At 41.4% G+C, this 16,768-nt stretch carries 10 protein-coding genes; 8 read left to right on the forward strand and 2 right to left on the reverse strand.

Going from position 1 to position 16,768, the window contains the following annotated elements; genetic code table 11:
• Window positions 1–5: 5 nt before the first annotated feature.
• From LZ23_RS22850 to LZ23_RS16075, 8 genes are all read left to right on the forward strand, one after another.
• Window positions 6–2,537, forward strand: coding sequence for a DUF8727 domain-containing protein (locus LZ23_RS22850; protein WP_052507447.1), 2,532 nt, complete (start codon window positions 6–8; stop codon window positions 2,535–2,537).
• A gap of 11 nt (window positions 2,538–2,548) precedes the next feature.
• On the forward strand, window positions 2,549–4,273 hold the full coding sequence (locus LZ23_RS16045) for a DUF2357 domain-containing protein (RefSeq protein WP_045215803.1): 1,725 nt from the start codon (window positions 2,549–2,551) through the stop codon (window positions 4,271–4,273).
• Window positions 4,270–7,131, forward strand: coding sequence for a hypothetical protein (locus LZ23_RS16050; RefSeq protein WP_045215804.1), 2,862 nt, complete (start codon window positions 4,270–4,272; stop codon window positions 7,129–7,131). The genes LZ23_RS16045 and LZ23_RS16050 overlap by 4 nt, the downstream gene beginning before the upstream one ends.
• Window positions 7,128–8,063, forward strand: coding sequence for a hypothetical protein (locus LZ23_RS16055; RefSeq protein ID WP_045215806.1), 936 nt, complete (start codon window positions 7,128–7,130; stop codon window positions 8,061–8,063). The genes LZ23_RS16050 and LZ23_RS16055 overlap by 4 nt, the downstream gene beginning before the upstream one ends.
• A gap of 311 nt (window positions 8,064–8,374) precedes the next feature.
• Entirely contained in the window at window positions 8,375–9,559 is a 1,185-nt protein-coding gene (locus LZ23_RS16060) for an AAA family ATPase (RefSeq protein ID WP_045215808.1), read from the forward strand.
• Window positions 9,556–10,179 (forward strand): DUF4276 family protein, encoded by a 624-nt coding sequence (locus LZ23_RS16065; protein WP_045215810.1) that lies wholly within the window; start codon window positions 9,556–9,558, stop codon window positions 10,177–10,179. The genes LZ23_RS16060 and LZ23_RS16065 overlap by 4 nt, the downstream gene beginning before the upstream one ends.
• 709 nt (window positions 10,180–10,888) lie before the next feature.
• Window positions 10,889–11,053, forward strand: coding sequence for a hypothetical protein (locus LZ23_RS25145; protein WP_232300521.1), 165 nt, complete (start codon window positions 10,889–10,891; stop codon window positions 11,051–11,053).
• A gap of 975 nt (window positions 11,054–12,028) precedes the next feature.
• On the forward strand, window positions 12,029–13,414 hold the full coding sequence (locus LZ23_RS16075; protein ID WP_045215814.1) for a sigma-54-dependent transcriptional regulator: 1,386 nt from the start codon (window positions 12,029–12,031) through the stop codon (window positions 13,412–13,414).
• Here LZ23_RS16075 and LZ23_RS16080 read toward each other — a convergent pair.
• Window positions 13,392–15,326: a putative bifunctional diguanylate cyclase/phosphodiesterase gene (locus tag LZ23_RS16080; RefSeq protein ID WP_052507448.1), complete on the reverse strand. Its 1,935-nt coding sequence runs from the start codon at window positions 15,324–15,326 to the stop codon at window positions 13,392–13,394. The genes LZ23_RS16075 and LZ23_RS16080 overlap by 23 nt on opposite strands.
• Window positions 15,319–16,545 (reverse strand): HDOD domain-containing protein, encoded by a 1,227-nt coding sequence (locus LZ23_RS16085; RefSeq protein WP_045215816.1) that lies wholly within the window; start codon window positions 16,543–16,545, stop codon window positions 15,319–15,321. The genes LZ23_RS16080 and LZ23_RS16085 overlap by 8 nt, the downstream gene beginning before the upstream one ends.
• Between the last annotated feature and the right edge of the window lie 223 nt (window positions 16,546–16,768).

Raw genomic sequence — 16,768 nt, forward strand, 5'->3', positions numbered from 1 at the left:
AGATTATGCCGGGAATAAACATACCATTTATGCCAGCAGTCCTTTGGATTATGGCAGCCGCCCTGACCATACTGATCTTGGTGATTGTATTTGGCTATTATGTTCATTGGAGACATCGGGAAAAGGCCATGGTCAGAGATAGCGAAACTGTAGCAAATCTCTCTGCCGAAAGGCAAAGGTTAATGGCAGATAATGATGAACTTCAGAAAAGTATAAATAATTATAAGGATGAACTTCTTCAGCTTGAAGCTGAAAGGAAGGAGCAAGAGCAACTGAGAGAAGAATTGGCCCAGTTAGAAAATCAGTGCCTTGCAAAGGATCAGGAAAATGAGTCTTTGCGTAAGGAAGTTGGGGATTTAGAACAGCAGAAGCACTTTAGTCTTCAGACTATGACAGATTTTGAGGGAAGGAAAAAAGAGCTTGAAGGTGCTATCTTAAATTTAAAAACTGAAATCAAAGATCTTGAGAACGAAAAAGAAAAAATTGAAAGAGAAATTGAACAGCTCAAGTCAGAGGCAGGTAACTTGCCTCAAAATGTTGAAATGCTGCAGCAGAAAATGGAAGAGTTCAAAAAAAATATTCAGGGTCTACGTGAACAAAAAGCTGACTTAGAAGTTGCAGTTTCCAGTCTTCAGTCAGAAAATAACTATCTTGAGGGTGATGTTTTACAAAAAAAAGAAGAGCAGGAAAGATTAAGCAAAATTTTAGATGGAAAAAAATATGAGATAGAGGATATTAAAAATAATCATGGAAGATTGGCAGCTGAAGTTGATAGACTCCAAGAAATGGCTGAAGAATCGCAGATTTTGATTGATAAAGCTGAAGGAATTCGAGCGCATCTACCAAGTTTGTTTGAAGAAGTGGAAACATTAGAAAAACAAAGAAAAGAGGCACAGGATGCTCTGGAAAGTACTACAAATGAGCTTTCACAAAATAGAGATGAATTACATAAAATCCAATATGAATTAAACAGGATGCTAAAAGATAAGGCAGATTGTAGCATTATGCTGTCAACACTTCAGTCAGAGCAGAACTATCTTGAGGGCGATGTAGCACGTTTGCGAGAAGAGATAAAAAGTAACAAAAATCAGTTGAAGCCTCTTACTCAAGAAATCAATGATCTCAAGATTCAAAAACTATCTTTAGAAAAGGAATTAGCGGACTTAGGATTAAAAAGAAAAGAAAAAGCTGAAGTGCAAGAACAGGTAAATTGCCTCATAGCCCGTAAAACAACCCTGGAAGAAGATGTTAAGAAGATTGAAGAAAAGATTAAGAAATTAGCAGTATGCCCAGATGGTTCTGACCCTGAAGACGAACTTGCCCAGTATAAAAATCTCTTGGAACCCCCAGAATGCCTTCGAAGAGAGCAGTTTGTTCAGGCTCACGAAGAGCAAGATGAGTATGCTTTTTTGGATTCATTTAAGAGTAGCCTAAGCCAGATGGAGATACACTACCATCCCAGAGTGGTTGATGCATTTCATACCTCCCTTAAATGCCAGGCCATAAATCCACTAACGATATTAGCAGGTGTTTCAGGAACAGGGAAGACCCTGTTGCCCATAGTTTATGCCAATATGATAGGCATGCATCACCTCGTACTATCAGTTCAGCCCAGATGGGATTCACCTCAAGACCTGTTTGGCTTTTATAATTATCTGGAAAAAAAATATAAGGCTACTGACCTTTCCAGATCAATGATCAGACTCGATCCCTATAACTATAATGACCAGCAATATGAAATATTGGATAGTGTGTGGGCTCAGGATCGCATGTTTATGGTTTTACTGGATGAAATGAACCTTGCTCGAACTGAGTATTACTTTAGTGATTTTCTATCAAAGTTGGAGCTTCGTAGCCAGATTGATAATCCTGAAGAGCAGAGAAAACGACACAACGCGGAAATTGAACTAGATGTAGGTCCAGGAATCCACAGATTCAGATTGTGGGTTCCTGACAATATCCTTTTTGTAGGCACAATGAATGAAGATGAAACAACGCAGTCACTATCTGACAAAGTTCTGGACAGAGCCAATGTTTTGAGATTTGGCAAGCCTGATGAAAATATAAGGCTTAATACTGATCAGAGAGAAAAAATTGTCGGGAATGAATATTTACCCTTCAAGAGATGGCAGGAATGGCAAAGAAAGTTTGATGAAAATGATTTATGGTATGATGATGTTTATAAATGGACAAGAAGCATAAATAGTGCATTAGATAAAGTTGGAAGGCCTTTTGGGTTCCGGGTGATGAAGGCTATTCCAACATATGTAGCCAATTATCCCAGGGTAAACGAAGATGAAAGATATAAGTTAGCATTTGCTGACCAGGTTGAACAAAAGATAATTCCCAAAGTGAGAGGGTTAGAGATAGATGACTCCAGAACCAATGAATGCCTCGATGAAATACAACGTACTTTGGAGAATATCATGGACGTAGACCCTGATCTCCTCAAGGCATTTGAAGGTGCTCGCGACGAAAGTCGTCATTCAGGTTTGTTCACATGGCATGGGGTAAAAAGATCCATGGGTAACCAGTAGTATTTAAGATAATGCCGTCAGAAATTGAAGTTCAATTACATCTTTGGCCCTGGTCAGCGGGTTGTCCTGAAAGATATGGTATCGATACTAATGGTGAAACGGTTGACTTTAAACAGGGCAAAGTTTCTTTCCCCTATTATGGCAGTCCTGTTATTTCTGTGTCTTCCAGTGCAGACATCTATCTACCAAAAAGATATGAACATTTTGTAGAATTTGGTCCAAAATATCAAGCAGGCCAAGAAGCCTACCAGTTATATGAATTGCCGCATGGTGTATTATTTAGCAATAAGAGTGATCAAAATATTGGATATTTATGGATAAAAGGACAAGAAAAGAGATACACTGTATATTTAGAAAAAATTGACTCTCTGAGTTTAAATTCTACAGATGCCAAAGCATCACATGGCCAAGAATTGAAATCAGCACTACTGGAATGGTCACAACAGTTTGATATTCTATTTGAAAAATTCTCCACCAGAGATCACCATGAATGGAGCCTTGTGCTTGACCATTTTTTTTCTGGTGTTGATAGGCCGGATGAGCCAAGAATGGCGTTGATTGTGGAAATTGCAGAAAAAATGAGCAAAAAAATTTCAGGCATTGTTCATTCTGCAAGGAAAATTTTGATTAGGGAACGAACACTAATGCCTGTTTCGAAGATTTCGGAGTTAGATAACAGATGTATTCTGTGGATAAGCCGACAGAAGGGAGATACATTGGCGCAAAAAGCTGCACAAAATAGTCAGCGCCTACTTTCGATCTCGCGTAGAGAATCCTTTGACACACTTGAAAATAGAGTTCTTAAATCCTTTCTTTATCGTTGTTTTTCTTCAGCTTCACATTATTTGGATACTGAGGTTAATTACAACCCAGTATACAAAAAATCAGACCGTGGTAAGAGTGTAAGGATGTTTCGAAATATATGTACATCACTTCATTCAATTCCTCATCTTCAGGAGGTTACCCACTTACAATCTCTTGTTCGTCCAAACTATGTCTTACAAAATGATTTTCGATACAGGGAGGTTTGGGAGTACTATCTTCGTCTTCTTAAGAGTGAAGATGAAAAGGATAAAATGTGGGACTGGCAGGGCAGGGCATGGGCTGACATCTCAAGAGTTATCGTTTGCCTGACTTTCTATAAATTGTCAGCGGACTCTCATCAATCAAACTCAGATTTATTTCATATACAAGAGTTGTTTACTTCCCAGCCCCGAATTTTAAAAGAACAAAAGCTCGGCTGCAGGTTAAATGCAGGCTGTGAGCCTGGTCCATTTATAATTTATTCGCAAAAAAATAATATACCAGTTTCTTGGGTCTTAGAGATGGTCCACTCAGACCATGCCAGTTCGCATCCAGTTGTTCAAAAATTGGGTCAACTTGGAGGTCACATCTATCTTGTTTTTTCTTCACTCTCAGATAATAAAAAAGTAGTTGTACCAGTATGGGGAATTCATACAGCTGCAGCGCTTGAACATCCTGCCTGGGAAGAAATATCCAATTCAGCAGAGAATGCATTACACCGTCAGTTGATAATGCAGAGTAGAATGGAAAATCCCCCAAAGCTTCGGGGCGTTGTCTTGGCTAGTGATTTGGAGATTAAGGAGTGCCAAGTTTATGAGAGTAGAAGAAAAGAGGTCCATTTGGTTCGGCTTCCAGCTGATTCCCGCAAGTGGTCAGATGCTCTTATTTGGCTGGAAGTAGCTTTCGAGGATACCCTAAAAGATATTATATGAAAGAGATACTTGGTTTTTCTGCCTTTGGCTATAATGATTGCATTGCTGCTGATGCGTCTTTCTATTATTCAGAACAAGTAAACAGGCTTAGACATGCCCTGCTTCCAAATACTTTTAACAAGTCTATTCTGTTTGGCAATGCAGCTGATAATAGTAGGATTCATACAGGGATTAGCTGGCCCCCTGAAGCCACGCTTAAGCCTGACCGACCAATCCGGCGCGTTCCGATACCTTATATTTGGAGAGCTTTAGTTGAAGCAGGCGACCGCACTGCAAAATGGGATGTTGGCCGGGGGACATCATTTTCATTGACCAAAATTCTTGCTCAGTATTTAGTAAATTACTCTGAATCAAAATCTAAACTCCTAAAAAATGTACAGCCAGTAATTGTAATACCCGATAATCTTGATGAATTTGGTCAGGAATCTTTGATAAGAGAGCTTGCGTCACAAGGCACTCAAGACGCCTGGCTTTTATGGCGACCTGTCGCTGCATCTCTATCATGGCTTGAATTTGTTGGTGATGAGTTTGTTCCCCAAAGAATGCATGATGATGATCATATTCATGTGATTTACATGGGGGCTGATTCCATAGAAATGAATACTCTTCGTTTGCGTCATAAAATATTTGAGAACCAAGGCTATATCCTTCCTTTACGGGATAGACCTAAGAGAATCTCTGAGCTGACAGGTTTTGACTGGGCAGGAAATATAATCACAAAGATTATGCCTTATGAAGATCAGAGTTGTTTTTGGCAAATTTTTTCCTTGTATTCTGATATCTGGAAACTTATTGCAAACTCAGACGTTGAAAATGAAAAAATGGTTTTGAGTGTCAACAATGTATGGCAACCCTGGACCCCTGCACTGAAGGACAGAAGTCTGCGCTACTCATGTGAGGCATCTCCCTGCCGAAATTTAAGAAAAATATTGAATGCTTCCTGCCCATTGAATGATAAAATAGGAATCAACTCAGGAACAGTCCATGATTTTCTTGAAAAAAAGTTTGGTGAGCTTATATCTCGCTTGCCCAAGGGCAAGCTTTGTGGAGTTGTATTGACCGGTCCTTTATGTGAGCAGCAAGTTCCTTCATGGGTCAAATCTAATAAGCATTTATTGGAAGATAGAGGTATTAATTGCTTTTATGACACAACTGAGCCAGCTATTGGTGGTATTTGGATCAAGTCCGGCAATGACATGATTGCAAATGGGGCAAGGATATACGGGGAAAAAACATTAAGAGAAATACCTGCATACTTAGACACTATGCCGCAAATATCATTATTGGCCAAGAAGGGATGGCAAAATTTTTGGTTTCCACTGCTTAACGCAGAGGAAGTAGTTGGTGGTCAAATGCATTCGGACATCCTTACCGGTAAGTTCATGTTGGGACAAAATCAAAGCACACTCGATACTTATTTGTACAAAGGATCTATAGACGAAGCAGAATTATTTATGAACCAAAAAATAAGTTTTGATGCTTCAAATAAATTTGTTGATATTTCATATTGCCAGAAGAGGCTTGTGAGAGAGCTCGTAAAATCTCTTGGTTCTCTAGAGAGGGCGCATCGAAACAATTTTTTAAATGAACCAAGAAAAGTCAGCAAGTACGGTTTGGCGTATGCTGAGTCTATGTTTGCCAGTGATTTAAATGAAAATGCCCATGCTGCAAGAAAAAAGAATGATACGTTGAGTAATACAGCTATAAGAACTGCGAGTTTTAACTTTATGTCTTCGCCACCTGAAGATGTTGCCCTCGATATTCATGTGAGCATGAAACCGGCAAGTGGGCTTGCCAGAATCGAGATTGTCCCAGAAAACAATGATTTTATTAAGGGAAGAAGAGTAAGATTTGACTATGCCAAAATGAAGGTTCCTTCAAGATTGCCCCAAAATAGCCGTGGCTGGCCCAGGCTACAGGAGTTAGCAGCAGAACCTGAGGATCTTGAGCTGCTCCAGAGAGGATATATTGTAAGTCAATTTGAGAATGTATCTCCAACTTCACAATTATATTTAGGGGTTGCAGATAATGTTCGAAATAATATCCTGAAATTCAGGCCAGAGAAACAATTCGGAGCTCATCAACTATATGTATATACTATAGATGAAACGGGTCAGGCATGTACAGCCCAAGGCAACAAACTCATTGGGCGAATATCTAATAAATTTAAAAGAGATTTTTTGAACCCCCAAGTGGATCAGAATAAAAAAAATAGGATTTTTTCAAGGGCAGCATGGTGTTATTGGAAAACACCAGACGAAATTATTGAATATATAAGAAATATGGTTCAAGGTATTGTTAATACTCAACCCTGGTTATGGGCTGTAGACGCAGCAAGCAGGTCTTTTCAAAATGTAAGTGACTATCAGATTTTGATAAAAAGTGTATGTAGCAGGATATATAGAAACAGCGCTCAGGCTGCTAATGAGCCGTTCCCAATTAATGCGGCTCGGGCTTGTTTGAGGCTTCTTATGTTTAGAGAAGATGGCGAAAAGGCCCTTGATAAACAAAGTGCCCATCTGATTGCAAAAAATGCTTTAGAAAGAATGCTGTCTGAGCAGAAAAATAATAACTATCAGCAAATATATTTTCAAATGATTGCATTGCTACTGTACTTGCTGAGATACAGAAGGATTGATAACAAATGTTTTAATCCTGATTTATATGATAATATTTATTATTTTGAAGATGCGATTGAATCTATGGAAGAGGCAGAAAAGTACTTTATAAGTAACCTGCAAACCAATAAAGCAAGAAAAATAAAAATTATATATGATGGATTTGAAAAATACTTGTATTATGAGGGAGATGACAACTTACCTTCAATAATTTCTGGAGAATTAGGAGATATGAGGTGAGCTCAATTAATGATCATTCTCAAAGTTGTGGCCGCAAGCAAGATATTAAAATTATTACTGGCTTATTGAGCCTTCTCATCTCTGCTTCATCCAGCAGTCTATCAGGTGATAACCTGAAAGCAATGATTATTAATAGTCCTTACCATTCAGGATTTATCAAGGGCCATCAATTTTCTCTATCCCGTCACTTAACTGCTGCAGACGATAAACTTAAGGATTGTGATAAACAAAGATTAGAGGAATTTTCTTTGGGCTATATTTTCGGTGCAAGAATGGCGAGAAAATTTGCTCAGGCTGTTAAAATTTATTCTTCACAGAAGTCCCCAGAATGGACTCTTGGATATGATCGTGGTTATCAACTCGGTCAAATAATTGTTGGTAAAAATGCTGCTCCAGAAAGGTCAGTTACATCTATAGCACTCAATCTTGCTAAGGACTCTGCCATGTCCAATGATCAAATATTTCCTGATCTGCCAGCTTTTAAGGATAAGAGTAGAAAACAGCTTATACTTGGCTTGATGCTTCTTTGGTTTCAAAAAGAATGGAAACCAGAGGAAGATTCTGCAGGTGCGGATGAAAAAGTGAAGCCCAGCTTGGCTAATAACGAGAAAAATGAGAATATCAACGAGGATTCTGAAGATCATAAAAATGAACCTTCTGCTGAGTATATAGAATCTCATGATCAAGATATTAGGAATCAGAATGCTCTGGATTCTGAAAAGCAAGATGATGATAAGACCAATCATGTTGATCCAGATAGTAATAATACAGAGAAAACCAGTCATAACACAAGCCATTCAGACCAGCCTGAGACCATAGAAAAAGTAGTAATCAAATGTTCTGAATGCAGCCAAAAACTCAGGGTTATCAAGGGAAAAAATCTGAAAATCAATTGTCCGCGTTGTAAGCAAACTTTCAAAACAATAACATAAGGAAGTCTTTTGTCAGGTTAGCTATTGTTTTTTACTGGTGAGCACCTCACCCATGCACCCCAGGCCCAACTACGCAGAGGCGTTTGGAGATGATTTTTCTCTCTGTTTTGATAATCTGATTGAATCAGGGCACAGATTGCAGTCTAATTGTCCATTTTTCCATGTAATTGACGTACCAAAGAAACAAACCTTGTGCACAGATAGAAATGTGTCATGTTTAGAAATATATTGTATATTTGAGGTGATCTGAGGTAAAGGAGTCTTTTCGAGCCATTGGACGAAATTATTATCAGAAGTGAAGGAAAATAATAATGAAAATTACTCAATTGGATGTGGAAGGTTTCCGCTCTCTCCGAAATGTAAGTTGGTCCCCTGGGGACCTCAATGTAGTTATTGGTCCAAATGGGACTGGAAAGTCAAATTTATTGAGATTAATGGAATTAATTTCTGTATCAGCACAGGGAAAACTCGGCAAGTATATCCAAGCGTTAGGCGGAATGGACCCTATTGTTTGGGATGGTACTGCTACTTCGATAAAGTTTGTTCTTGAATTAATACCTGAGGGAGGAGAGTTAGGGCCAGAACATTATGAGCTTGAATTAGCAAGGCTTGGGACTGGAAGTTCATATAAAATTGAAAGGGAACTATTGGTTAATTCTTTCAAGTTAAGAAAACAACTTGAAAGAAATCCTTTCAAATTTTTAGAAAGATTCTCAAAGACGGCTGTTATTTTTGATGAGGCAGAGCGCACGTTTACTACTCCTGAGGAATTTGTTTCAGAGGAAGAAAGCCTACTCTCAATAGCATCTGGCCCATTTATCAACAATCACTATATTCCTCCCTTCCAACGGGAATTGGCGGCTATTGCTGTTTATCATGACCTGCATACCAATAAAGACTCTTCTGTTCGTCAACCTGCTATTTCTCGCTTGGAAAAACGAGTTGATCCTGACGGCCAAAATCTCATATCGGTTATGCATACACTTTACACGGGTGATCGTGATTTCAAAAAAGATATAGATTCGGCTATGCGGGCAGCATTTGGAAATGATTTTGAAGAGTTAGTTTTTCCTCCCGCATCTGACCAGAGAATTCAAATGAGGGTTCGGTGGAAATCATTAAAACGTGAACAGTCTGCTGCTGATCTCTCAGACGGAACACTGCGTTTTCTATTTTTGTTAACAGTGTTGGCCAGCCCATCACCGGCACCAGTTATAGCAATTGATGAACCAGAAACAGGGTTACACCCATCAATGTTACCATTAGTCGCAGAGTATGCTGTTGACGCGGCCACTAGATCTCAAGTTATCTTAACAACACATTCACCTCAATTTTTGGATGCTTTTGTTGGAACTAAGCCTACAACCACTGTGGCAACGTGGGAAAATGGGGAAACCTTGTTAAATACTCTAAAAGGCGAGAAACTTGACTATTGGCTGAAAGAATACTCACTGGGGGCTCTTTTTAAATCAGGAGAATTGGAGCAAATGATATGAGGTTTATTCTTTTTGTCGAAGGCTATACCGAAAATAAATCGTTGCCGCAATTTTTTAAAAAATGGATTGATCCAAAAATAAGTCAACCGGTTGGAATTCGAACTGTCCGCTTTGAAGGGTGGCCAGAACTATTAAAAGACGCGCCCCTGAAAGCGAAAATGTATCTAGAGGGGCCAGATAAAGACGATATTATTGCAGTTATTTCCCTGTTAGATCTTTACGGTCCGACCTTTTATCCAAACCATATCAAGTGTTGCGACGAACGATATCAATGGGGAAAAAAGCATATAGAGGACAAAGTAAATCATCCCCGTTTTTTTCATTTTTTTGCTGTTCATGAAGTCGAGGCATGGCTTTTAAGTCAACCAGATATTTTTCCAGTAAAAATCAAAAATGCATTTTCCCCAAAGATTAAAACTCCAGAGTTAATAAATTTTCATGAACCACCTGCAAAATTATTGGAACGTCTTTATCCCAAGCATATAAAAAGATCATATAAAAAGGTTGTGAACGGGAAAGAACTTTTCGACAAACTAGATCCAAATATCGCATATGATAAATGCCCTAAGCTAAAAGTGCTTTTGGATAAAATGTTAGAACTGGCCTACCAATCAGGATAGAGCCGACCAGCAATCCGTGAAATCGGCTCTAAGTAGAAATGGAAATGGTCGATCTCTATCCGTTGTTCATGAAGCCCGATGTGCCTGGCAGTGAGTATGGGTAAGGCTTTTTTTGATGATTGTTTCAGGAGGGAGTAATATCCTGTTGTTTTAGAAGACACCCTTTCATATTCAAGATTTAGCGGCCTTTCCTCCAGAAGAATACTCACCTGTCAGCAAACTACATCCACCCGAAAGCTTGTTACATGAGAGTGTTGGGGTCAGCCCCCCATGGCCTAAAAAGAATGAGGAAAATTACTATGGCACAACAAAGTTATGAAGCTATCTATCAGAATGGACAAATGAAATGGCTGGGAGAACTCCCTATGCAGATTTCTTATGGGGTCTTCTTATGGGGTCGGACCTAACCAAGTCATTGAACTAATTGAGTAAAGGTCCTCTATAGGGCCTTAAAATTGCCTTAGGATGCCTTTTTTGGGGCCAAAAACATAGATGTAAGAGAATATGCCCAGAGTCAACAGATATTTATTGCCTGATCATGTGTGGCATACCCCGGTGAAATGGGAAGAGATTTCACTGGGTAAATAACCATAGATGTCACGAAAAGGAATTTCTGCTGAAATTCGCCAAGGACCGGTCAGCTTGGATCAAATGGTTATTCGAAGCAAAAAAGAGGTGCTGTAAGGTTTTTGTAGAAAAGATAAAGGAAATGCTTGGCGGAAGAGCTTGTGGCAGAAGAGTTCATGAAGTAAGCAAGTCTGGGACATACGCACTGAAAGAACCTGTCTCGGCTTACAATGATGTTTTTGAGGGTAAAATGGGGCTTCTAAGCTCTGAAAACAGGCTAATTTGGGAAATTTATCCTGATATTTGAGTATGATGGTTAGGTCCGACCCCGATCCAGGCGATCCCAGTCCGATCCCAAGTGTTACTTGTAAGCTCTTCACCTGGGCGGACCGAGACCGAACCAGCGAGTAACTGTCTTTAAAGTGGAGCCTGCATCCTGCAGGCTATTTAATTCCAGGCGGCTGGAAGCCGCCTCCACCTTGAAGAACTGTCACATATTTGTTCCCCTGGGGCGGCCCGGGACCGAACCTGCGAGTAACTGTCTTTAAAGTGGAGCCTGCATCCTGCAGGCTATTTAATTCCAGGCGGCTGGAAGCCGCCTCCACACTGAAGAACAGTCCCGTATTTGGACATTGGGACAGTCCCCGCGAGGTACTATAATAAAGATTGATGCTGCATTGGTTTCTGGTAGAGATTTGTTTTAATGGAAAAATTGACACAGCGAGGGACAGTCCCTGTGCCAGGCGCAAAGTTCCCATCTTTGACGGAGCTTTTCTGGCAAATGTGCATCAATCATAAGCAAAAATCGTGAAAATGTGAAAGCTGTAAGCATTTGATTTTATTAGCAAAACGATTGTAGTTACTTGTAAGCTCTTCACCCGGGCGGACCGGGACCGAACCTGTGAGTAACTTAACGAGTCTGTCACTTTTCTGAAAATTGGGACAGTCCCCGTTCTTATGGGGTCGGACCTAACCAAGTCATTGGGTCCGGTTGGGTCCGGGGTCGGACCGAGTCAACTCATTGATTTAAAACAGAAAAAGTCTTGATTGTGATTCTTTTTCAGCCTTAGAATGCCTGTTTTGCCATCAAAAAGGCAGCTCTAAGGTTTGTACCCAGGGTTTCTGAGAACAGCAACATGCGAATGAAAACATGTCGTTGCATTGTGATGTTACTGGCGGAAGTCGGAATCCAGGAATACTGCCCGGAGTTTTTGAGAAGTTGCACAATTAACAATTAACAGATAACTGGATTGTGAGCAAAGCCAGCATTAGAAGGATATACATGAGCAGTAAACCAGTACTGATGGTTGTGGATGATGAGGCTGGTCACAGACAGATGATCAGGGCTGTGATGGAAGATGAAGGCTATGATGTGCTGGAAGCTGAAAACGGACAGCAATGCCTTGATCATCTTCATCATAAACAGGCGGATGTGATTCTTCTGGATATGAAAATGCCGGTATTGGATGGTATGAGTACCTTGCAGCAGATTCAGACATTCCGAGGGGTTGGGCCGGTAATAATGCTGACCGCTTTTGGCAGTGTGGGGACAGCGGTTGAAGCTATGAAGGCTGGCGCATTTGATTATCTTACCAAGCCAGCGGACATTGATGAGCTTAAGGCTCTGGTAAACCAGGCTTATGAGTTCAGACTGGTGACCGGAGATAGCAGCAGCTTTCAAAGCAAAGGTACATCTCTGCAGCAAAAGGTCAATATTATCGGGCAAAGCAAGGCCATGCGCGAGGTCATGAATTTGGTGACTCAGGTTGGCCCCACAGAGGCCAATGTGCTTATTCTTGGTGAGTCGGGTACAGGCAAGGAACTTATTGCCAGAGCCATTCATGAAATAAGCGCGCGTAAAAACGGGCCTCTCATCAAGGTGAATTGCGCCGCATTGCCATCGGAACTTCTGGAGTCAGAGCTTTTTGGCTATCGTAAAGGAGCTTTTACCGGAGCTGTTAAGGATAAGCCCGGAAGGTTTCAGCTGGCGGAAAAAGGCACTCTTTTTCTGGACGAAATCGCAGAGTTACCATTGCATCTTCAGGCCAAACTTTTGCGGGCTTTGCAGGAAAGGGTGGTTGAACCTCTAGGAGCTGTAGCTGAAGAAAAAGTGGATGTGCGACTTGTTGCCGCTACAAACAGGGATTTACTTGAGGAGTCCCGGGAAGGAAAGTTCAGACAGGATTTGTACTTCAGGCTCAACGTTGTAGAGATTTTAATACCTCCCCTGCGAGATCGTCTTGATGACCTGCCGCTTCTGGTAAACCACTTGATTAAAGTCCTTGGAAAAAAAAATCGCAAAGAACCCCAAAAGGTGGACAGACAGTTTATAAACGCTCTGCATGATTATTCCTGGCCGGGAAATGTACGTGAGCTTGAAAATGTTCTGGAAAGGGCCATCATTTTATCACGGTCGGAAGTACTTCAGCCTGCTGATTTGCCTCCGGGGCTCTTTGCTGCCTCAAAGTTAGGACCGGTTCAAGAAGAGCTTGATAAACCTGTCATGGATGATTATGTGGAAAAAGCTGAAAAAAAGGCCCTGGTTGAGGCCTTGGAAAAGCACCATGGTCACAGGGAAAAAACAGCTCAAAGCCTCGGTATCAGCAGGAGAACTCTGCAGTATAAATTAAAAAAATATGGATTGATCAGGTCTCGTGGCGACCTTTGACCCAGGCTGTGAAAGCATCAGGCGGAGCAGGTTTCATTATATGATATCCCTGGGCCATATCGCAGCCCAAATTTTTGAGCATGCTGAGTATTTCATCATTTTCAACACCCTCGGCCACAGTCTTGAGGCCGAGGTTATGACCCAGATCAATGATGGATTTGACGATTACAGCATCATCGCGCTCCTTGTGCATTTTCATGACAAAAGAACGATCAATTTTCAAGATTTTAACCGGCAGATCCTTGAGATAGGCAATGGATGAATAGCCTGTTCCAAAGTCATCAATGCTAAGAATAACTCCGGTTTCATTCAAGGCATTGAGTACCCATTTAACCTTTTCCGGAGCTGTGACAAAAGCGCTTTCAGTGATTTCCATCTCAAGCATTTTCGGGTGAACCGCCTGGTTTTGCAGAGTCAGAAATACCTTTTCAGGCAGGGAGCTTTCCTGCAGGTCCCGCACAGAAAGGTTTACGCTCAGGGGAATGCTTAGCCCCTGATCCGCCCATTGCCTGATCTGATTGACAGCCATGCTGATTACCCTGGAGGTCAGCTCCCTGATCAAACCACCCTGTTCAGCCAGGGGTATGAATTCATCAGGGGGTATAAAGCCTCTTGAAGGGTGAATCCAGCGAATAAGAGCTTCAGCCCCGCATACCTTTTCATTGTCCAGCCTTATTTTGGGTTGATAGTATAGAGTCAGCTCGTCATTATCCAAGCTTTTTTTCAGCTCACCCATAAGGCTTAGCCGGTTTATGCCCGAAGATTCAAGTTTATTGCTGTAAAGGGTGTAGCCGGTTTTTCTTCTTTTGGAGGCATACATGGCCACATCAGCCTTGCTCAGAATCTGACTTAGATTTGTGCCGTGATCAGGATACATGGCTATGCCCATGCTGACATCCAGCACTAATGATTCATTGGACACATTGAAGGGAGTGCGCATGCTCTTTATGATATTTCTGGCAGTGAGCAAGGCTTCATCCCTGCACTTGGGGCCAGTCAGGATAATGGCAAACTCATCACCGCCGAGGCGCCCGATACTTTCCTGATTCTTAACGATTTCTAAGAGCCTGAATCCAACCTGTATCAGTAGTTTGTCGCCAACCTCATGACCCAGAGCCTCATTAACCTCCTTAAACATATCCAGGTCAATAAGCAGAAAAGCGGCCCTGTTGTTCTCTGATGGCTCTGCAGCATTGTATTTGCGGATGAGTTGTTCCAGTTTTTTGAAAATCATGTCTCTATTGGGCAGGTGAGTCAGCTGGTCGTGAGTGGATTGCACTTCCAGCTGCCTGGTTCTTTTCATGACGGATTTCTTCAACTCGACATTGGCTTCCTTGAAAATCTTGTAAAGTTCAAAGCTCTCAAGGGCATTGGCGCTGCTGATCATGACAATGTTCAGCAAAGACCATGATACATCGGGCACAGTAGAGGAATCACCCTGCAGAAAACCCACAAACATTCCCCGCACCCTGGAACTGGTGGACATGACATTGAGTACTATATGCCGACTGAAATTCATGGAAGAGGCGAGACGCAATGGATGTTTTTCGCGCATGGCCCAGGCAAAAAAACCCTGTTCAATGAGATGGTCTACTTCCTGTTCAATATTGTTCCTGCACTCCATGGGTTGACAAAAGGACAGGTTGAAGTCGCTGTCTTCTTCATTAACGAGATAAATGGCCATGCATTTAAAATCCATAAGCCTTGCAACCTTGGAACAGGTTTCTTCTAAGATTACAGCAGCAGTGTCCAGGTTGCTGATGCCTGGCTGAAAATCCATAAGGGAAGCTGCCAGTTCCAGGGCATCGAGAGTGAAACGATTTATTTCCTCAAGATGGTTTATCCTGTTTTTGAGTTCCTCAATGGAATTTTCCTGAGGCTTGTAAGAGTGGTCAATTATTTTACTATGCATCGGCAAACAGCAGTCGGTAAATGTTGTCTACCTGGGAACGGGTAAATCTGAGAGCCGGATTCAGGTTGTCTAAGCTGATGGCTGTTTTTTCCCAGGCATTTATGTCAGGAGTCGGTATAAGGGTTTCTCCGGCGCATCCAATATCACATCCTATAGTTAGAATATTTGCCATGTGGACCAGAGTTGTTTCTGATTGAAACTGGGAGCGTGATGGAGTGTCATGATAACGGATTGCCTGTTCAATCTTGAGGGGCAGTTTCCAGGTTTTGGCCATAAGAGCACCCACTGTGGAATGATGGTTTTTGAAGTATATTTTTTCTGCCCTGGAAAGTCTGAGCTTATTATTCATGCTTGTTTGAAGGGCGAAACGATATTCTTCCGGGTAGTAGCTGATCATGACCAGTTTGCCAATATCATGCAGCAAACCGCAGACAAAAAAGCTTTCAGCATTGGGAAATTTGCGCAGACCTGCCAGTGTTTTGGCCGCGATAGCGCAGGCAATACTGTGTTTCCAGAAAGATTCCATATTCATGAGATCAGGAGAGATGTTTTTGAAACGGGAAATTACGCTCAGGCCGAGAGCAAGGGTGCTAAGTTGTCTTGTTCCAATGATGGTAACTGCCCTGCTGATGGTATCTATTCTGGAAGGAAAGCCGTAAAATGCACTGTTTACCAGTTTGAGAAGCTTGGCAGTCAGGGCCTGGTCCTTGCTGATGATATCTCCTATATGTCGTGATGAGGTTCTTGGGTCCTTAATGGCTTCCTGAATGAGGAAAAATATCCGGGGCAGGGACATGAGCTGCACTTCATCTTTGATTTTTGCACAGGCATCAGCCAGGCTGGAAGGTTCAGGGGGCAGCTTATCTGTCTTGAGATTCTCAGGTATAGGTTTTATGGGGTCATCACTCGTGGCACACCTGCTGACTGTAAAGATTTTAAGCAGGGTTTTGTGCAGTCTGTTTCCGGGGTTATATTCAGGAAACTTAAGGAGAATATCATCGCGTATATTTTTTAGAGTGTCCGGGTCATATCTGCCAGAACTCTCTTGTTCCTGACTTTCGTGAACATTGACCTGACTGATGCCCCATATCTTGAATATTCGCAGGTGCTTTTCTTCAATGGTCAGATCACTGCCCAGAAGAAAACGGCCATGGTGATCACGGATATCCTCCTTGAGCACCATGCCGGGTTTTATGTCTTCTACATTAACAAGTCCCATAATTTGCCTTAAATAGTTTTCATCCGGAAACAGTTCTTTTTCCTTCTATCAGCGTCAATCTGCACAATTATTCGTCAACGTATTAAGATACGCCTCCAAACAATTTCTTGATTTCCTTGCTAAAAGAAAAAACTCATCGTTTCCGTAAAGAAAACCAATAGCTTCAACATCCGGAAAGAAAGACTTTCCGGATGGAAACTAAATAAAACGTATCAGTTTAGCC

The sequence above is a fragment of the Desulfonatronovibrio magnus genome (assembly GCF_000934755.1).
Taxonomy (GTDB): domain Bacteria; phylum Desulfobacterota; class Desulfovibrionia; order Desulfovibrionales; family Desulfonatronovibrionaceae; genus Desulfonatronovibrio; species Desulfonatronovibrio magnus.